At 62.8% G+C, this 19431-nt stretch carries 17 protein-coding genes and 1 pseudogene; 16 read left to right on the forward strand and 2 right to left on the reverse strand.

Going from position 1 to position 19431, the window contains the following annotated elements; translation table 11 throughout:
* Positions 1-4 precede the first annotated feature (4 nt).
* The 14 genes from ACMT3I_RS05310 (at position 5) to pyk (ending at position 16512) form a co-directional block, all read left to right on the forward strand.
* Positions 5-268, forward strand: coding sequence for a phosphoribosyl-ATP diphosphatase (locus ACMT3I_RS05310; RefSeq protein WP_414803387.1), 264 nt, complete (start codon positions 5-7; stop codon positions 266-268).
* Positions 269-321: 53 nt separating this feature from the next.
* Positions 322-1161 carry an ATP phosphoribosyltransferase gene (gene hisG / locus ACMT3I_RS05315; protein ID WP_414803388.1) on the forward strand — a complete coding sequence of 280 codons (840 nt, stop codon included), beginning with the start codon at positions 322-324 and terminating at the stop codon, positions 1159-1161.
* A gap of 45 nt (positions 1162-1206) precedes the next feature.
* A complete protein-coding gene (hisF, locus tag ACMT3I_RS05320) occupies positions 1207-1968 on the forward strand; it encodes an imidazole glycerol phosphate synthase subunit HisF (RefSeq protein WP_414803389.1) in 762 nt (253 codons plus the stop codon).
* Positions 1968-2348 carry a phosphoribosyl-AMP cyclohydrolase gene (gene hisI, locus ACMT3I_RS05325; RefSeq protein WP_414803390.1) on the forward strand — a complete coding sequence of 127 codons (381 nt, stop codon included), beginning with the start codon at positions 1968-1970 and terminating at the stop codon, positions 2346-2348. The genes hisF and hisI overlap by 1 nt, the downstream gene beginning before the upstream one ends.
* Entirely contained in the window at positions 2345-3886 is a 1542-nt protein-coding gene (locus tag ACMT3I_RS05330; RefSeq protein ID WP_414803391.1) for an anthranilate synthase component I, read from the forward strand. Before hisI ends, ACMT3I_RS05330 begins: the two co-directional genes overlap by 4 nt.
* On the forward strand, positions 3886-4575 hold the full coding sequence (locus ACMT3I_RS05335; protein WP_414803392.1) for a Trp biosynthesis-associated membrane protein: 690 nt from the start codon (positions 3886-3888) through the stop codon (positions 4573-4575). Before ACMT3I_RS05330 ends, ACMT3I_RS05335 begins: the two co-directional genes overlap by 1 nt.
* A 112-nt stretch (positions 4576-4687) precedes the next feature.
* Positions 4688-4912, forward strand: a complete 225-nt coding sequence (locus ACMT3I_RS05340) for a DUF6704 family protein (protein ID WP_414803393.1) — start codon at positions 4688-4690, stop codon at positions 4910-4912.
* 5 nt (positions 4913-4917) lie between these two features.
* Entirely contained in the window at positions 4918-5688 is a 771-nt protein-coding gene (gene trpC, locus ACMT3I_RS05345) for an indole-3-glycerol phosphate synthase TrpC (protein ID WP_414803394.1), read from the forward strand.
* 42 nt (positions 5689-5730) lie between these two features.
* Positions 5731-6942 carry a tryptophan synthase subunit beta gene (trpB, locus tag ACMT3I_RS05350; RefSeq protein WP_414803395.1) on the forward strand — a complete coding sequence of 404 codons (1212 nt, stop codon included), beginning with the start codon at positions 5731-5733 and terminating at the stop codon, positions 6940-6942.
* Positions 6939-7745, forward strand: coding sequence for a tryptophan synthase subunit alpha (trpA, locus tag ACMT3I_RS05355; protein ID WP_414803396.1), 807 nt, complete (start codon positions 6939-6941; stop codon positions 7743-7745). The genes trpB and trpA overlap by 4 nt, the downstream gene beginning before the upstream one ends.
* 73 nt (positions 7746-7818) lie before the next feature.
* Entirely contained in the window at positions 7819-8802 is a 984-nt protein-coding gene (gene lgt / locus ACMT3I_RS05360; protein ID WP_414803397.1) for a prolipoprotein diacylglyceryl transferase, read from the forward strand.
* A 228-nt stretch (positions 8803-9030) separates the two neighbouring features.
* Positions 9031-13554 carry a glutamate synthase large subunit gene (gene gltB / locus ACMT3I_RS05365; protein WP_414803398.1) on the forward strand — a complete coding sequence of 1508 codons (4524 nt, stop codon included), beginning with the start codon at positions 9031-9033 and terminating at the stop codon, positions 13552-13554.
* Positions 13547-15007 carry a glutamate synthase subunit beta gene (locus ACMT3I_RS05370; RefSeq protein ID WP_414803399.1) on the forward strand — a complete coding sequence of 487 codons (1461 nt, stop codon included), beginning with the start codon at positions 13547-13549 and terminating at the stop codon, positions 15005-15007. The genes gltB and ACMT3I_RS05370 overlap by 8 nt, the downstream gene beginning before the upstream one ends.
* Before the next feature lie 59 nt (positions 15008-15066).
* Complete coding sequence (pyk, locus tag ACMT3I_RS05375) at positions 15067-16512, forward strand: pyruvate kinase (protein WP_414803400.1); 1446 nt, start codon at positions 15067-15069, stop codon at positions 16510-16512.
* A 69-nt stretch (positions 16513-16581) separates the two neighbouring features.
* Here pyk and ACMT3I_RS05380 read toward each other — a convergent pair whose 3' ends face one another.
* The gene (locus ACMT3I_RS05380) at positions 16582-17940 is read right to left on the reverse strand and encodes an APC family permease (protein WP_414803401.1); all 1359 of its coding nucleotides are present in this window, start codon (positions 17938-17940) and stop codon (positions 16582-16584) included.
* Between the two features lie 137 nt (positions 17941-18077).
* Between ACMT3I_RS05380 and ACMT3I_RS05385 the strand changes: the two are divergent.
* Positions 18078-18773: pseudogene (locus tag ACMT3I_RS05385) on the forward strand (low temperature requirement protein A); the annotation flags it as partial.
* Positions 18736-19266 (forward strand): low temperature requirement protein A, encoded by a 531-nt coding sequence (locus ACMT3I_RS05390; protein ID WP_414803402.1) that lies wholly within the window; start codon positions 18736-18738, stop codon positions 19264-19266. The pseudogene ACMT3I_RS05385 and the gene ACMT3I_RS05390, both read left to right, overlap by 38 nt.
* Here the strand turns inward: ACMT3I_RS05390 and ACMT3I_RS05395 are convergent.
* Positions 19246-19407 (reverse strand): hypothetical protein, encoded by a 162-nt coding sequence (locus ACMT3I_RS05395; RefSeq protein WP_414803403.1) that lies wholly within the window; start codon positions 19405-19407, stop codon positions 19246-19248. The two genes, ACMT3I_RS05390 and ACMT3I_RS05395, sit on opposite strands and share 21 nt — an antisense overlap.
* Between the last annotated feature and the right edge of the window lie 24 nt (positions 19408-19431).

Below are 19431 nucleotides of genomic sequence, written 5' to 3' on the forward strand. Positions count from 1 at the left end.
AAGTGTGAAGAATTTCGACGAGCTTTTTGCCGAACTCCAGGAGAAGGCAAAAACCAGGCCAGAGGGTTCAGGGACTGTCCGCGAGCTCGATGCGGGCATTCACGCCATCGGGAAGAAGATTGTGGAGGAAGCTGCCGAAGTATGGATGGCAGCTGAGTTCCAGAGCAACGACGAAGCAGCAGAAGAGATCTCCCAGCTGATCTATCACCTGCAGGTCATGATGCTGGCCAAGGGACTGAGCCCGGCTGACATCTACCGACATCTGTAAACGGTCATCCATCCCGTTCAGAACTGTCGCTCATGATCTCAGAAAGTAGTCCAATGCTCAGAATTGCCGTTCCCAACAAGGGTTCGTTGTCCGAAACCGCCGCGCAGATGCTCTACGAGGCCGGCTACACCGGTCGTCGAGACCCCCGTGACCTGGTTGTCTCCGACCCGCGCAATAACGTCGAATTCTTCTACCTGCGGCCCCGTGACATCGCAACATATGTCGGTTCAGGCGCGCTCGACGTCGGAATCACCGGCCGCGACCTGCTGCTCGACTCGCACTCAACGGCATCCGAAATCGCCAGCCTCGACTTCGGTTCATCAACTTTCCGCTTCGCCGGTCCCGCCGGTCGATTCACCGAACTCTCAGACATGCAGGGCCTCCGAGTGGCAACAAGCTACCCGGGCCTTGTCGGCACCTTTCTGGCCAAGCACGACGTGAGCGTCGAACTCGTCACGCTCGACGGCGCTGTCGAGTCAGCGGTCCAGCTCGGGGTAGCGGATGCCGTCGCAGACGTCGTGTCAACCGGCTCGACCCTCAAGAAGGCCGGCCTTGAGATCTTCGGCCCCGTCATCCTCGAGTCGACGGCTGTGCTGATTAGCTCAACGAACGAGAACCCGGGCATTGCTACGCTGTTGCGCCGCCTGCAGGGTGTGCTTGTCGCCCGTCAGTACGTGCTGATGGACTACGACATCCCCAAGAGCAAGCTTGACGCCGCCTGCGAGCTGGCGCCTGGCATCGAATCTCCGACTGTCTCGTCGCTGCACGATCCTGAGTGGGTCGCTGTGCGCGTGATGATCCCGCGCATCGACATGAACATCGTGATGGACTCGCTCTACGAGCTCGGCGCCAGGGCGATCCTGGTCAGCAGCATCCACAACGCACGCCTGTAGGGCGATGGTGTCTCGAATGCAGAATCGTCGAATGGAGATGTCATCATGACGCTGGCAGTCCGAGTCATTCCCTGCCTCGACGTGGCCGCCGGCCGCGTCGTCAAGGGCGTTAATTTCCTGAACCTGCGCGATGCCGGAGATCCGGTTGAGCTGGCGAAGCTGTACTACGAGCAGGGCGCAGACGAACTGACGTTCCTCGATGTCACTGCAACTGTCGACAACAGGTCGACGACGTATGACGTGGTGCGCGCGACGGCTGAACAGGTCTTCATCCCACTCACTGTCGGTGGCGGCATCCGGAGCGTCGAAGACGTCTCACGGCTGCAGGCCAGTGGCGCAGACAAGGTCGGCGTGAACAGCGCCGCCATCGCGCGCCCCGAACTGATCGCAGAGATCGCCGACCGTTTCGGCGCGCAGGTGCTTGTGCTCTCGCTCGACGTCAAGCGCTCTGACCGGACCGAATCTGGTTTCGTGGTGACCACCCACGGTGGCCTTACAGAGACCGACCTTGATGCCCTGGCCTGGGCAGCACAGGCCATCGAGCTGGGTGCTGGCGAACTGCTCGTCAACTCGATCGATGCCGACGGCACCAAGCAGGGCTTCGACACCGAACTCATCGCGCTGATGCGGTCGATCAGCAGTGTGCCCGTGATCGCCTCTGGCGGAGCAGGCAAGGCAAGCGACTTCCCGCCTGCGATTGAAGCTGGTGCGGATGCCGTGCTCGCCGCATCGGTCTTCCACAACAGGGAGCTGACGATCGGCGACGTCAAAAACGAACTGGTCGAGGCCGGAATGGTCGTGCGCTGATGGATGCCACAGAAGCCCTCTCACGGGCAGCCTTCAATTCAGACGGCTTGCTGCCCGCGATCATCCAACAGTGGGACACCCGTGAGGTGCTCATGCTCGGCTGGATGGACGCCGAAGCGCTGCGCCGCACCCTCACAGAGGGCCGCGTCACGTTCTGGTCGCGCAGCCGCCAGGAGTACTGGCGCAAGGGCGACACGTCAGGCCATGCACAGTATGTGAAGTCAGCAGCCCTCGATTGCGACGATGACACCCTGCTTGTCGAGGTTGAACAGATCGGTGCCGCCTGCCACACAGGCACCCGCACCTGCTTCGACGGCCGGGCAATCGACGTGGTCGTTGGCACAGTAGCCAGCACAGAACCCGAGGAGTCGAACGAGTGAGCACGGGCTACGGCGTCACCGCCGGTTCAACCACCCCTGAGCAGTTCGCTGCCCTGGGGGATGGCCACCGTGTCATCCCCGTCATCAGGGAGCTCTTCGCCGACGGTGAGACGCCGGTCGGCATCTACCGCAAGCTGGCGAACGGCACGCCGGGAAGCTTCCTGCTCGAATCCGCCGAACAAGGCGGCATCTGGTCACGCTTCTCATTCGTGGGAGTCTCGTCATTCGGCGTGCTCACGCAGACCGAAGACGACGTGCGCTGGCTCGACTACGGCCTCTCGGCCGAACGCGCACTCGGTGACACCATCGAACGTGGCCCGCTCGTGGCATTGGCTCACCTCTACGAGCGGTGGCAGACACCTCGGCTTCCTGAGCACCCGCCGCTCACCGGTGGCCTTGTCGGCTTCATCGGCTGGGAGGCGATCAGGCAGATCGAACGTCTGCCGCATCAGCCACCTGCCGACTACACGGTGCCGGGCCAGGCCTTCAGCTTCGTCGCCGATCTCGTCGTCATCGACCACAAGTACGGCACAGTACAGCTGATTGCCAACGTCTTGAATGACGGTGTCGATTCGGCCGAGAAGCAGTGGGCGGATGCTCAGGTGCGCCTTGATTCCCTGCAGTCGCGACTCGCAACTCCCGCAGAGGCCTGGCTGGCCGAGGTCGACCTGTCGACGCCGGCAAACCCGACCCACCGCACAGACAAGGCTGACTTCCTCGCGTCAGTCGATGTCGCCAAACAGCGCATCGTCGATGGCGACATCTTTCAGGTCGTCATCTCGCAGCGCTTCGACCAGGAGTGCACCGCACACCCGATCGATGTCTATCGGGTGCTCCGCAGCCTGAACCCGAGCCCGTACATGTACCTTCTCAGTCTCGAGTCGCCGTCCAACGAACCGTACTGGATCGTCGGATCGTCGCCCGAAGCGCTCGTGAAGGTGCAGAACGATCGCGTGTTCACCCATCCGATCGCCGGTTCGAAGCCGCGCGGCGCGACACCCGAAGCCGACGCAGACTACGAAGCTGAGCTTCTCGGCGACGCCAAGGAGCGCGCGGAGCACCTGATGCTCGTCGACCTGTCGCGCAACGACCTTGCGAAGGTCTGCGCTGCCGGTTCGGTGGAGGTCACCGAGTTCATGCGCATCGAGCGTTTCAGCCACATTATGCACATTGTGTCGTCTGTCGAGGGAAACCTGCTGCCGGACAAGACAGCTATCGACGTCTTTACGGCCGCTTTCCCCGCCGGCACGCTCTCTGGTGCGCCGAAGCCGCGTGCGCTTGAGATCATCGATGAACTTGAACCAGCCCAGCGCGGTGTCTACGGCGGCGTCGTTGGATACTTCGGCTTCGCAGGGGACGCCGATCTTGCAATCGCCATCCGCACAGCAACCATTGCGAATGGCATCGCTCGCGTCCAGGCTGGGGGAGGCCTCGTCGCCGATTCCGATCCACTCTCGGAATACCAAGAGTCACTGAATAAGGCTGCGGCACCACTTCGTGCTGTTGCAGTCGCCAATGCAATGCGAAGGGTCAACTAGTGCAGAGCGCACGACGGATCAAACTCAGCCTGATCCTGCTCATCCTGGCCGCCAGTGTCCTGGTGCTCCTGGCGTGGACCCAGACTTGGGTGCACGTCACCATCGGTGCAGAGACCGGCGTCGAGCTCGAGCTGCAGGTCGACGGTGCAACTGCATCTCCGGCACTCACCGCCCTCGCCCTCGCCGGGTTGGCCCTGGCCGGTGCCCTCACCATCGCGGGGCCCGTCATCCGTCTGATCCTGGGCGTGCTGGAGATCCTGATCGGTGCGTCGGTGTTCATCGCCTCGTACTCGGTGATCCAGTCACCGGCAGCAGCCAGTGGCCCTGCAGTCACCGACGCCACGGGCATCGCAGGCAACCATTCAATCGAGCTCACCGTGACAGCCGCATCGGTGACCGCCTGGCCGTTCGTGGCCATAGCCGGTGGCGTCGTGATGGTGATCGCAGGACTTGCAGTGATCGTGACCTCCAGGCGCTGGCCCGGATCCACGAAGCGCTTCCAGGCCGTGTCCCTTGCTCCGGTCGATGCTGAGTCGGCCGCTGCGCTTGCAGACGCGCCGGACGCACACAGCGCGCAGGCGTCGACATCGACGACACAGGCCTCAACCCCGATGACGGCAGACGCCGCAGCAGATGCCGTCGTCGACTGGGATGAGCTGAGCAGGGGCGAAGACCCCACCGCGTCGTAAACAGGTGTATAAAAACCCCGTACGAAACCCCAGGCGGCGGCTTCTTGCCTGATGCCGTCTGCGGGAACCGCTAGACTGAAAACCAGTACTTGAATGTGTAAAGAGGAGAACAATGAGCGTCGAGTCAGTAGACCCTGGTCACGGCCATTCGCCGGCGGCATGGACCGCTGTCACGATCATGCTGGTGGCTGTCACCATCGGCACAATCGCATTCTTTTTTGACGTTCAGTGGTTGGTCTGGGCTTCGGCCGGTCTTCTCGTCATCGGCGCAATCGTCGGTTGGATCCTGGGACGTGTCGGCTACGGAGTCGACGCGACCGAGCCAAGCGGCCACTGACCCGGGTGCTTAACGAGCTTCTGGCAGGTTCGCTGGCCGACGCGGAATCGCGTCGGGCCGGGCGCTCCCTTGCCAGCGTCGAAGCAGCTGCCAGAGTGCAGCGCCCCGCACTCGATGTTCTGTCGGCCCTTGCTCCGGCAGATCGCGTGAAGATCATCGCAGAGGTCAAGCGTGCGAGCCCGTCTCGTGGCGCGCTTGCCGAGATCCGCGACCCCGCAGCGCTTGCCGCGTCATATCAGGCCGGAGGAGCCAGCGCCATCAGTGTGCTGACGGAGGGCCGTCGCTTCGGCGGCAGCCTCGACGACCTCGAGCAGGTCAGGGCGGCAGTCTCCATCCCGGTGCTCCGCAAAGACTTCATCGGCGATCCGTACCAGGTCTTCGAAGCCCGTGCAGCGGGAGCAGACCTCGTTCTGCTCATCGTCGCGGCCCTCGACCAGGCAACTCTCAGTTCTCTGCACAGCCTGATCGGTGAGCTGGGCATGACGGCGCTTGTCGAAACGCATAGCGCCGACGAGGTTAGTCGTGCGCTTGATATCGGAGCAGCCGTGGTGGGCGTCAACGCTCGCAACCTCTCGACCTTCGAGCTCGACCAGGATCTCTTCGGATCCCTGGCCGACCAGATCCCGGCCGGCGTCATCCGTATCGCTGAATCCGCAGTCAAGACGGCAGCGGATGTCGCTCACTACCGCGCTGCAGGCGCCGATGTCGTACTCGTCGGCGAGGCACTGGTTACCAGCGACCCCATCAATACCCTGGCCGAGTTTCTGTCGGTTTAGCGGTGTCTTTTTCGATCCACTAACGTTCCTGGCGGTCTAACCATGTCTCTTCGCTCGCAATCCGGTCCGTATTTCGGCGATTTCGGCGGGAGATTCGTGCCCGAGTCGCTCGTTGCAGCGCTCGATGAACTCACCATCGCCTATGCAGCGGCCAGGGAAGACCCGGCATTCGCTGCCGAGCTCTCTGAGCTGCAGCGTTCATACATCGGACGCCCGTCGCTCATCACCGAGGTGCCTCGGTTCGCCGAGCACGCCGGCGGTGCGCGCGTCATCCTGAAGCGCGAAGACCTGAACCACACCGGCTCGCACAAGATCAACAATGCAATCGGCCAGGTTCTGCTGACCAAGCGCATCGGCAAGACCCGCGTCATCGCCGAAACAGGCGCAGGCCAGCATGGTGTGGCCACCGCAACGGCCGCAGCACTATTCGGACTCGACTGCGTCATCTACATGGGCGAGGTCGACACCGAGCGCCAGGCGCTGAACGTCGCACGGATGCGTCTGCTCGGTGCAGAGGTTGTCGCTGTGAAGGCGGGCTCTCGCACGCTGAAGGACGCCATCAACGACGCCATGCGCGACTGGGTGACGAACGTCGAGAACACCAACTACATCTTCGGCACCGCCGCAGGCCCTCACCCGTTCCCTGCAATGGTGCGCGACTTCCAGACTGTCATCGGCGTCGAAGCTCGGCAGCAGGTCCTTGACCTCACCGGTCGCCTTCCCGATGCCGTCACCGCGTGTGTCGGCGGCGGATCCAACGCGATCGGCATCTTTGAGGCATTCCTCGATGACGCCGATGTCGCTCTCTACGGCTATGAAGCAGCCGGTGAAGGTATCGAGACTCCGCGGCACGCGGCCACGATCACGAAGGGTCGCCCCGGCGTCCTGCACGGTGCTCGCAGCCTCCTGCTGCAGGACGAAGACGGCCAGACCGTTGAGTCACACTCGATCTCGGCCGGTCTCGACTACCCGGGCGTTGGCCCAGAGCACTCCTGGCTCGCTGGCATCGAACGCGCCACGTACCTGCCGGTAACCGACGCCGAAGCAATGGAGGCGTTGCGTCTGCTCAGCCGCACCGAGGGAATCATCCCCGCCATCGAGTCGGCTCACGCTCTGGCCGGCACGCTCGAACTCGGCAAGAAGCTCGGCCCGGATGCCATCATCCTGGTCAGCCTCAGTGGTCGCGGTGACAAAGACATGGAAACCGCAGGTCGCTACTTCGACCTCATCGACGAAGGCGCGGAACAGTCATGAGCACCATCTCCACCGTTGAGTCAACCATCGCAGCCCGCAAGGCTGCCGGTGGCGGTGCCCTGATCGGTTACCTCCCCGTTGGCTTTCCGAGTCTGGCAGAGAGCATTGATGCGGCCGTCGCCCTGGTTGAGAACGGCGTCGACATCATCGAACTCGGCCTGCCGTACTCCGACCCCGTGATGGATGGCCCTGTCATCCAGGCTGCAACCCAGCGTGCCCTGGCCGACGGTTTCCGCCTGCGCCACGGCATTGAAGCAGTCGCAGCGATCACCGCCCAGGTTTCTGCGCCTGTGCTGGTGATGACGTACTGGAACCCCATCGTGCAGTACGGTGTCGAGCGGTTCGCCGACGACCTGGCTGCTGCGGGTGGCGCCGGCCTGATCACGCCAGACCTCATCCCTGATGAGGGCGCAGACTGGATCAGCGCGAGTGAGCGCACCGGACTTGACCGCGTCTTCCTTGCCGCACCGTCGTCGTCAGACGCCCGTCTTGCGCAGGCCGTTGAGGCAAGCCGTGGTTTCGTCTACGCGGTATCCACCATGGGAATCACCGGAGCCAGAAGCGATGTCGACTCTGCTGCTCGAATCCTGATCGAGCGACTGCGCGCGGCAGGATCAACGAGCGCTTGTGTCGGACTCGGCATCTCGACGCCCGAACAGGTGCGCGAAATCCTCGGATACGCCGATGGCGCCATCGTGGGTTCTGCACTGGTCAAGGCATTGTCTGACGGGGGAGTCGACGCCGTCGGCGCACTCGCTCGTGAACTCGCGGCTGGCACCCGCGATGTCGCACGCACTATTTAGGGTAAATTGACCGAGGTGGCTCCAGAGGGCTGCCATTTGGTGACGTCTCGTCACGACGAAAGGTAATGCACAGGTGTCAGTTCTACCGGCTTCCGTGATTCTCAGCATTCCGAGCCCCGACTGGAGCTTCTTCGACCTCGGACCGTTCCGCATTCACGCGTACGCCCTGTGCATCCTGGTCGGCATCATTGTCGCCACGATCATGACGTCGAGGCGACTGACCAAGCGTGGCGCTGAGCCCGGTGTCGTCCTTGACATCATCCTGTGGGCTGTTCCGCTCGGTATCATCGGCGCCCGGATCTACCACGTGTTCACGCACCCAGGTGACTACTTCTACGACGGTGCCGACCTGCTGAAAACCCTGTACATCTGGGAGGGCGGCAACGCCATCTTCGGTGCACTGATCGGTGGCGGCATCGGTGCCTTCATCGGCTGCCGGATGACGGGCATCCGCTTCTGGTCGTTTGCTGACGCTCTCGCTCCTGGTCTGCTGCTCGCTCAGGCCTTCGGCCGCCTCGGTAACTGGTTCAACCACGAACTGTTCGGGTTGCCGACGACGCTGCCATGGGGCCTGCAGATCGAATCCACCAACGCGGCGTTCCCCGCAGGACTGCCGGACGGCACGCTGTTCCACCCGATCTTCCTGTACGAGATCATCTGGAACCTCATCGGCGTCGCCGTCATCCTGTACCTGGACCGCAAGTTCAGCCTGCGCTGGGGCAAGGCGTTCGGCGTCTACCTCATCTGGTATGGCATTGGTCGCAGCTTCCTTGAGTCGATCCGCGTTGACCCGAGCGAGATCTTCCTGGGCATCCGTACCAACGTATGGGCGTCATTCGCGGCCATCGTGATCGGTATAGCCATCATCTGGATTCAGCAGCGCAGGCACGCCGGGGCCGAACTCAGCCCCTATGTTCCGGGACGCGAATGGGTTGCACCCGACCCTGAGGTAGAATCTGACGACGACTCGAACACGTCGGATCAGGGCGATGGAGCCGCTGCCCGTGGCGAGTCAGGTGAGTCATCGGCCACAAGCCCCCGCGACTCACGCCCCTAGGCCTGGATTTACCCTTCCCAACCTGTTCACGGTACAAGCTCTGCAAGACCGAGCACCGTGCAAATGTTCCTTCAGTGGGCCAACGTCGTCCCTCCGTGCCAATCATTCTGTGAGGACGGTCCAGTGGATTCACAATCGTCGGTTTTTGAACCAATATCAGAGCAGTATCCAGCTACACCGCTACGTTCGCCATTCGCTCGCTTCGGCAGTGCCCCGGCAAAACAGGGCATGTATGACCCGAGCAACGAGCGCGACGCGTGTGGACTTGCGATGGTTGCAACGCTCCGCGGTACCGCTGGGCACGACATCATCACCCTGGCGCTCGACGCCCTGCGTAACCTCGAGCACCGCGGTGCTGTCGGGTCCGATGCAGGAACGGGCGACGGCGCCGGAATCATCACCCAGATTCCGGATGCCTTCCTTCGGGCAGTCACTGACTTCGACCTTCCACAGGTGGGTCGCTACGCGGTAGGTAATGTGTTCCTGCCGACCGATCCCACCTCGCGCAGCGCGATCAAGCGACAGATCGCGGCAATCGCAGCGAGCGAGGGGCTTACCATCCTCGGCTGGCGCGAGGTTCCCGTGCGGCCCGCTGAGGTTGGCAATCTGGCCAGAGCGGCAATGCCGGCCATCCAGCAGCTGTTCGTGCAGAGCATCAACACCACCGAGACCGGTGCGCTCGTTTCTGGAATCCAGCTCGACCGCCAGACGTTCAGGCTGCGCAAGCGTGCAGAGCGCGAACTCGAGATCTACTTCTCGTCGCTGTCCTGCCGCACCCTGGTCTACAAGGGCATGGTCACGACGCTCCAGCTTGAGCCGTTCTACCCCGACCTCTCTGACGAACGCTTTGCGTCGACTCTGGCGCTCGTGCACTCGCGCTACTCCACCAACACCTTCCCGTCGTGGCCGTTGGCCCAGCCGTTCCGCATGATCGCGCACAACGGCGAGATCAACACCGTCCAGGGAAACCGCAACTGGATGCGCGCCCGCCAGTCCCAGCTCGAATCCGAGCTGCTTGGCGACTTGGGACCGCTGTTGCCCATCGTCACCCCTGGCGCCAGCGACTCTGCCTCATTCGATGAGGTCGTCGAACTCCTCAGCCTGTCTGGCCGGTCGCTGCCGCACGCCATCATGATGATGGTGCCCGAGGCCTGGGAGAACCAGCCAGACCTCGACCCCGATCGTCGCGCGTTCTACGAGTATCACTCGATGCTCATGGAACCGTGGGACGGCCCGGCAGCAATCGTCTTCACCGACGGTTCACTTGTCGGTGCCACCCTCGACCGCAATGGACTGCGACCTGGTCGATACGTCATCACCGATGACGGCCTCGTGGTTCTGGCCAGCGAGATCGGTGTTCTCGACATCGACCCAAGCAAGATTGTCCGTAAGGGGCGCCTCCGTCCCGGAAAGATGTTCCTGGTCGACACCAACGCCGGCCGCCTGATTGAAGACGACGAGATCAAGGCAGAGCTTGCAGCAGCTGAGCCGTTCGGTGATTGGCTCGATGAGGGCCGCATCAACCTCAAGGACCTGCCAGAGCGCGAGCACATCGTGCACCCGCCGGCATCTGTCGTGCGTCGCCAGCGCACCTTCGGTTACACCGAAGAAGAAGTGCGCGTCATCCTTGCACCAATGGCCCGTACCGGTGCGGAGCCGCTCGGCGCCATGGGCTCAGACACCCCGATCGCCGTTCTGAGCGAGCGTCCGCGCTTGCTGTTCGACTACTTCACCCAGCAGTTCGCGCAGGTCACCAACCCGCCGCTCGACTCCATCCGTGAAGCCGTCGTCACGTCACTGAAGCTGGGCCTCGGCCCTGAGCGCAACCTGCTCAGCGTCGGACCTGACCACGCGCGCCAGGTCGTCCTCGATTTCCCGGTGATCGACAACGACGAGCTGGCCAAGATCCAGCACATCGACACGCGTCCAGGCAGCAGCACGACAACCACGATCCGTGGCCTGTACCGCTTCGATGAGGGTCCTGATGCCCTGGCGAATCGTCTCACGGCGATTTGCGCAGAAGTTGACGAGGCCATCGAGGCCGGCGCGCTGTTCATCGTGCTGTCCGACCGCGACTCCAACAAAGACCTCGCACCGATTCCGTCTTTGCTGATGATCTCAGCGGTGCACCACCACCTCATTCGCACAGAGAACCGGATGAAGGTCGGCATCGTCGTCGAGGCCGGCGACGTGCGTGAGGTTCATCACGTTGCGTTGCTGATCGGCTACGGCGCGTCTGCCGTCAACCCATACCTGGCGATGGAGACCTGCGAAGATCTCGTGCGCAGCGGAATGATCACGAACGTGACGGCCGAGCAGGCAGTGCATAACGTCATCAAGGCGCTCGGCAAGGGTGTTCTGAAGATCATGTCGAAGATGGGTATCTCTACGGTGTCGTCTTACGCCGGAGCCCAGGCCTTCGAGGCAGTCGGTCTCAGCCAGGAGTTCGTCGACGCATACTTCACCGGCACGACGAGCAAGCTCGGCGGTATCGGACTCGATGTCGTTGCTGCAGAGAACCTTGATCGCCACACGCAGGCCTATCCAGCGGATGCCGCGGTGAAGGCCCATGAACGCCTGGCGACCGGCGGCGAATACCAGTGGCGTCGCGACGGCTCGCCTCACCTGTTCAACCCGGAGACGATCTTCCGCCTTCAGCACTCGACTCGTACCCGTCGCTACGACATCTTCCGTGAATACACGAAGCTCGTCGACGACCAGGCCGAGACGCTCATGACAATTCGTGGCATGTTCTCGTTCAACGCCGGTGCGCGCAAGCCCATCCCGATTGATGACGTCGAGTCTGTCGCGTCGATCGTCAAGCGTTTCTCCACTGGCGCGATGAGCTACGGCTCCATCTCGCAGGAGGCTCACGAGACACTTGCGATCGCCATGAACCGCCTGGGCGCCAAGTCGAACACCGGTGAAGGCGGAGAAGACCTCGACCGTCTGCTCGATCCTGAGCGCCGCAGCGCGATCAAGCAGGTCGCATCGGGTCGATTCGGTGTGACGAGCATGTATCTCACCCACGCCGAAGACATCCAGATCAAGCTCGCACAGGGTGCCAAGCCCGGTGAGGGCGGTCAGCTGCCGCCGACGAAGGTGTATCCGTGGGTGGCTCGCACTCGCCACGCCACCGCCGGTGTCGGATTGATTTCGCCGCCCCCGCACCACGACATCTATTCGATCGAAGACCTCAAGCAGCTCATCTTCGACCTCAAGCGCGCCAACCCGAAGGCTCGCATCCACACCAAGCTGGTCAGCCAGTCGGGTATCGGTGCTGTGGCTGCCGGTGTCGCCAAGGCCCTCTCGGACGTCATTCTGGTCTCAGGCCACGACGGCGGTACAGGAGCCAGCCCGGTCAACTCGCTCAAGCACGCCGGTACCCCGTGGGAACTCGGCCTGGCAGAGACCCAGCAGACACTGATGTTGAACGGCATGCGCGACCGGGTTGTCGTGCAGGTCGACGGCCAGCTGAAGACGGGTCGCGATGTCATCATCGGCGCCCTGCTCGGTGCCGAGGAGTTCGGTTTTGCGACAGCCCCGCTCGTCGTCGAAGGCTGCATCATGATGCGCGTCTGCCACCTCGACACCTGCCCGGTTGGCGTTGCGACCCAGAACCCTGAACTGCGCAAGCGTTTCGCCGGCAAGGCCGACTACGTCGTGAACTTCTTCGAGTTCATCGCACAGGAGGTACGCGAGTACCTGGCTGAGCTCGGCTTCGCAAGCCTGGAAGAGGCCATCGGTCACCGCGAGGTGCTCGACGTCAACCGTGCGCTCGAACACTGGAAGGCATCGGGTCTCGACCTGGCGCCAATCCTGGTCGGCCCTGACTTCTCCGATTCCGAGCCGCGTCAGTCTGCGCGTGAGCAGTCGCACGAGCTGGAGAAGCACTTCGACAATGAACTGATTCGTTTGAGCGCCAGCGTGCTTGAGCACGGTGGCCACGTCGAAATCGCGATGCCTATCCGCAATACCGAGCGCGCCGTCGGCACCATGCTTGGCCACGAGGTCACGCTGCGTCACGGTGTCAACGGTCTGCCAACGGGGTCGATCGAGGTCACCCTGTCAGGCAGCGCCGGCCAGTCATTCGGCGCGTTCCTTCCCGCCGGTATCACCCTGCGTCTCGAGGGCGACTCGAACGACTACGTCGGCAAGGGCCTTTCTGGCGGTCAGATCATCGTGCGTCCCGACAGGGGCAGCGTGTTCCCGGCGGAACGTAACGTCATCGCTGGCAACGTCATCGGCTACGGAGCCACCCAGGGCAGCATGTTCATCCGCGGCATAGTGGGGGAGCGCTTCCTGGTTCGTAACTCCGGGGCGACGGCCGTCGTTGAAGGTGTCGGCGACCACGCACTCGAGTACATGACAGGTGGCCTCGCAGTCATCCTCGGCACGACTGGTCGTAACCTCGGAGCCGGCATGTCCGGTGGCACCGCATACGTGCTCGGCCTCCGGACCGAAGCCGTCAACAGTGACTCGCTGAACTCGGGCGAGCTCGAACTGCACCCGCTTGAAAGTGCCGACCGCGAGATTGTTCGCGATCTGCTTGAGCAGCACGTCGCTCACACCGACTCTGCCCTTGCCACGCGCTTGCTCGCTGATTTTGAAACCACGTGTGCAACATTCGTGAAGGTATTGCCGCGTGACTACGCCGCAGTACTCGCCACGAGGAAGAACGCTGTCGATGAGGGGCTCGACCCCGACGGCGATGTTGTCTGGAACCGCATCCTGGAGGTAACCAATGGCTGATCCGAAGGGATTCCTGAAGACCACTGACCGCGAACTTCCGGCCCGTCGGCCGGTGTCTGTGCGATTGATGGACTGGAAAGAGGTCTACGAGGCCGGTGATTCAGCCGTTCTCAAGCGCCAGGCCGGCCGCTGCATGGACTGTGGCGTTCCGTTCTGCCACCAGGGCTGCCCGCTCGGCAACCTGATCCCGGAGTGGAACGACCTCACCTGGCGCGGAGAAGGGCACGCGGCCATCGAACGGCTGCACGCCACGAACAACTTCCCCGAATTCACCGGTCGGCTCTGCCCTGCACCCTGCGAGTCATCCTGCGTACTCGGCATCAACCAGCCTGCTGTCACGATCAAGCAGGTCGAGGTGTCGATCATCGACCAGGCATTCGCCAACGGATGGGTACAGCCCCAGCCGCCTGGACGCATCACAGGTAAGACTGTCGCCGTCGTCGGCTCAGGTCCTGCGGGCCTTGCTGCCGCCCAGCAGCTGACGCGCGCCGGCCACACCGTTGCCGTGTTCGAGCGTGACGACCGCATTGGCGGCCTGCTGCGCTACGGCATCCCTGACTTCAAGATGGAGAAGAAGCACCTGGAAGCGCGCCTCGCTCAGATGACGGCAGAGGGCACCCGCTTCAGGGCCGGCGTCAACATCGGCGTCGACATCACCTGGGACGACCTGCGCACCCGCTACGACGCAGTCGTGGTCGCCACGGGAGCCATGGTTCCGCGTGACATCCCGATCCCCGGCCGCGATCTTCCCGGCGTGCACTTCGCCATGGAGTACCTCGTCCAGCAGAACAAGGTTGGCGCAGGGGACACTGTCTCGTCACAGATCACTGCAGAGGGCAAGCACGTCGTCGTCCTTGGCGGTGGTGATACCGGAGCAGACTGCATCGGAACCGCGCACCGTCAGATGGCGGCATCCGTCACCAACCTCGCGATTGGCAAGCAGCCAGGTACCACGCGTCCGGACCACCAGCCGTGGCCGATGGCGCCAACCCTGTTCGAGGTGTCTAGCGCCCACGAAGAGGGTGGCACCCGCGAATATCTGGCGTCGACAGTTGAATTCCTGGCGAATGAGGTCGGAGAAGTACGCGCGATCCGCGTCGCCGAGACCGAATTTGTGAATGGAAGGCGGGTACCGAAGGCCGGTTCAGAACGCGAGATTCCGGCCGATCTGGTGCTGCTCGCACTCGGTTTCACCGGCCCTGAGAGTGATGAACTCTCAGAGCAGCTTCAGCTTCCGTTCGACGACAGGGGTAATGTCGAACGTGATGGTGATTACCAGACGAGCCGTGAAGGTATCTTCGTTGCAGGAGATGCCGGTCGCGGACAGTCGCTCATTGTGTGGGCAATCGCCGAAGGTCGCGCTGCAGCTGCAGCCGTCGACCGCTTCCTCGAAGGTGAGACTGAGCTTCCTTCCCCCGTCAAGCCCACCGATCGGGCATTCGCCCTTTCCTAAAATTTTCACGTCCCGAAGCACAAAGCGCAGCACTGCGCGGAAACCGGAGATTTACCAGAATGAGACGCGCTAAAATCGTTGCCACCCTTGGGCCGGCAGCGTCAAGCTATGAACAGATCAGGGCACTGATCGATGCAGGCGTCGACGTTTGCCGTATGAACCTGAGCCACGGCAGCTACGACGTGCACGAGGGCGTCTACGCCAACGTGCGCAAGGCCGCAAACGACTCCGGCCGCGCAATCGCCGTGATGGTCGACCTGCAGGGCCCGAAGATCCGTCTGGGCAAGTTCGAGGGCGGCCCGTACGAGCTCGCCGTCGGCGACATCTTCAAGATCACCACCGAGGACATCCTCGGCAACAAGGACATCTGCGGCACCACGTTCAAGGGCCTGCCCCAGGACGTCAAGGCAGGCGACTTCCTGCTGATCGACGACGGCAAGGTCAAGGTCGAGGTTGTTGAAGCTGACGACACCGTCGTGACCACCAAGGTGATCGTTGCTGGCACCGTCTCCAACAACAAGGGCATCAACCTGCCCGGCGTTGCCGTGAACGTTCCTGCACTGTCTGAGAAGGACGAAGCAGACCTGCGTTGGGGCCTTCGCCTCGGCACCGACCTGATCGCACTCTCGTTCGTGCGTGACGCAGCCGACATCGACCGCGTTCACGAGATCATGGCCGAAGAGGGACGCCGCGTTCCCGTCATCGCCAAGATCGAGAAGCCGCAGGCTGTCGACAACCTCGAAGAGATCATCGACGCGTTCGACGCGATCATGGTCGCCCGTGGTGACCTCGGTGTCGAGCTTCCGCTCGAAGCCGTGCCGATCGTGCAGAAGCGCGCAGTGGAGATCGCGCGCCGCATGGCGAAGCCGGTCATCGTTGCGACGCAGATGCTCGAATCCATGATCCACAGCCCGGTTCCGACGCGCGCAGAGACCTCTGACGTCGCGAACGCTGTGCTTGATGGCGCGGATGCCGTGATGCTGAGTGGCGAGACCAGCGTCGGCGAGTACCCGGTTGTCACGGTGCAGACCATGGCTCGCATTGTCGAGTCGACCGAGGTCCACGGCCTCGACCGCATTCTGCCGTTGACGGTCAAGCCGCGCACGCAGGGCGGCGCGATCACCCTCGCCGCTACCGAGGTCGCCAACTTCGTTAACGCGAAGTACATCTGCATCTTCACCGAGTCCGGTGACTCTGCTCGTCGAATGTCTCGCATCCGCACGCAGATTCCAATGCTGGCCTTCACTCCCGAGCCGGGCATCCGTCGTCGTCTCGCACTCAGCTGGGGCGTGCAGACGTACCTGGTCGACCGCGTGACGCACACCGACGCCATGTTTGGCCAGGTCGACGACATCCTGCTCGGTCAGGGGCTCGCCGAAATGGGCGACAAGGTCGTTGTGATCTCCGGTTCCCCTCCCGGAATTGTTGGCTCGACGAACGACATCCGCGTGTACAGCGTCGGTGACGCGCACAACGGTGTTGCTCCGGCATACGCCAAGGACTAAGAACCTCGTATATGCAGTGCCCCGCGACCCTGTGGTCGTGGGGCGCTGTGCGTTAACCCGGGATGTCGACTAGACATCCTTGGGGGAGCGGCGCCTGATGCCGCGCATCAGCGGGGTGTCCAGCTCGTTGATGCGCCTGTTCGAGCGTTCCTTGCGTCCCTCCCCGTTCTTTGTGACGTGCCTGAAGTAGTAGAGCACCCCGCCGAGCGCGGTAAGCACGATCGTCACGACAACGGGCCACAAGCCGAGAGACGGCAACTGTGCTGCGGTAACGATGGCTCCGATAATCGGGATCGTGGGTCCGAGCGGCAGGCGTGGGCCCTCACCAGGCCATCCCTTGATGGCGAGTACTGCAGCCGCAATGTTCACGACAACCATTGCGATGGCAGCAGCGGCGCTTGCGACCGAGACGATGAAATTGATCTCGGCGAAGAGCACGAGCAGGATCGTGACGATTCCGAGGAAGATCACGCTGCCATACGGATGCCCTTTGCGCAGCGAACGGCCGAACACCGGCGGGATGTCGCCGCGCGCGACGAGTCGGATCACGATCTCGCTGGATCCCAGCAGGTTCGCATTCGCGCCGGACAGGGTCGAGAGGCAGGCGGCGAAAGCAATGAGGATTCCACCCACCGGCCCGATCAGGGCGTCGGCGGCTTGTGCGACACCGACAGACTTGAAATCGGTAACTCCGCTGGCCAGCATGGCCAGGATTACCCCGATGTAGATGACGGTGGAAATGAGCAGTGTGAGAAGCATCGCCCGCGGAACAGTGCGCTTCGGATTATGGATGGAGCCTGCCATGTTGGCGATGACGTTGAATCCCGTGTACGCGGTGAAGACGAGTGCCGCGGCACCGAAGACGCCGGCGACACCCTCCGGCGCATCCCTTTCGAATACGGGAGCCCGCAGGGCGAGTATGCCCCACACCGCGAACACAGCGAGGATGACGAGCTTCAGTCCGACGATCCCGGTCTCGGCCTTGGCCACGGTATCGGTCTGCCCGAGATTCAGTGCGACGATGGCCACGGCCGCAATGCAGCCGAGCAACAGCGGTGAGATCCCGTGCAAGAAGTAGCCCTCGAGATAGTCACCGAACGACACCAGCAGGAACGCGATGATCGTGGCACCGTTCAAGTAGAAACCCCACATGGTGATGAAGCGCCAGAACGGGCTGAGGATGGTTCCGATCGGGCCGTAGCCAGACTCGTCGGGTTTGGCCCTGGCCGACACCACGACGAAGGAGAGCGCGCAGAGGAACATCACAGCCCCAGCGATGAGATAGCTGGCGATCGCCCAGGGGCCCGCCATGTTCAGGGCCGTTCCTGAGAGGGTGAAGACTCCGCCGCCAACGACGGTACCGACCCCGAACGCCAGCGCAGGCACCAGGCCGATAACGTGACCACTCTGTTGTTCTGATTCAGACATCCGCAAAGACCCCCTTCAGCGCCGACCCCCGGTATCACGCCCGCGCTCTGCTGACGACGATAATCGCGTTTCGTCAAACGAGGCGATCCTTTTCGAAGTGCTACAGGCCCGACTACGCTGGCGCCGTGCCTGCAGTTGTGGGACCGCCCGCTAAACCTGATGACGACACCCGTGATCGGCCCGCCAGGCATGCCAATTGGCTTGAACTTTTCTTCGACCTTGTGATGGTTGTCTTCGTTGGTCAGCTGGCGTTGGGTCTGCATGGTGCGCCGACACTGGCGGCCTTTCTCACATTTGGCGTGCTGTTCTTTCCCGCGTGGTGGGCATGGGTGAACGTCACCCTCACGCTGAACCTGTTCGGTGAGCGCGTGACAGGCAAGATCTGGCTGATGATGAGCGTCGTGATGCTTGCTGTCGGCATGATGGCCGCAGCGATAGTCGACGGACTGAGCGAACGGGCCTGGGCATACGCTCTCGGAAATGCGGTGATCCGCGTTGTGCTGTTCTTCATGTGGTGGCTGCAGGGCAGGCGTAATGGCGTCGCCTGGTACAGGCCCGTCGTCTACAGCGGTGTGACAGCCGTGCTGTGGGCGGCATCGGCTTTCGCACCTCACGCCGCACAGCTTGTGCTCTGGGGCATCGCGATTGCCATCGAGGTGGTGCTCCTCGCGTTCCTCGGTCGCGACTCCGGCTGGCTGCGCCGGGCATTGAATATCGATCACCTCGGCGAACGGGTTGGGCTCTTCGTCGTCATCGTTTTCGGTGAGTCTGTGTTGTCAGTCATCGAGCAGCTCAGTGAGCACTGGACAGCGGAATCCGGCCTCGCCGCCCTCATGTCGTTCCTTGATCACGCTGCTCGCCTGGGCGTTCTTCAGTTACGGAACGCCGTCGGCCGAGAAGGGCTGGCGTCGACTGCACGCCGCGGGAGATATCGGGGGACTTCGCGACACGGTGATGTACCTGCCGTTCGTGCTGGTAACGGCAGTCGTACTGATCGCTGCCGGTCTTGGCACAGCGGTCGCCGAGCCGGCGGATCCGTTGCCGACGGGAGCCACGGTGGCGATCACCGGTGGACTCTCGCTCTTCTACTTCACGAATGCGCTGGAGATGCTGCGCTATCGGGAGCCCGTGCGTAACGTGCTGCCCTGGGCGGTTGTCGGCGTTGTGCTTCCGTTCGTGCTGCTTGCCTTCTCAGCAGCACTGGATGCCGTCTACCTGGTACTGGGGGCAGCGGCCTTCGTCGGGATCATGGTCGCGATTGCAGAGCTGAACAGGCGTCGGCAGCGAGCTGCCTCAGTGACCGTGTCAGGCGAAGTCCAGGCCTGAGGCCGCCGCCAGACCGGTGTTCTGCGTCGGCGTGCCATCGGTTGACGGAACTGCAAGTTGGATGACGACGACAAGCAGCATCAGCGCGAGCAGCACCGCGATGGTGATGAGGATGAAACGAAGCTGGGGGTTGTCTTTCATCGCGTGTCTCCAGGCTGGCGGTTG

The sequence above is a fragment of the Leifsonia sp. A12D58 genome, from assembly GCF_047530025.1.
Classification (GTDB): Bacteria; Actinomycetota; Actinomycetes; order Actinomycetales; family Microbacteriaceae; genus Cryobacterium.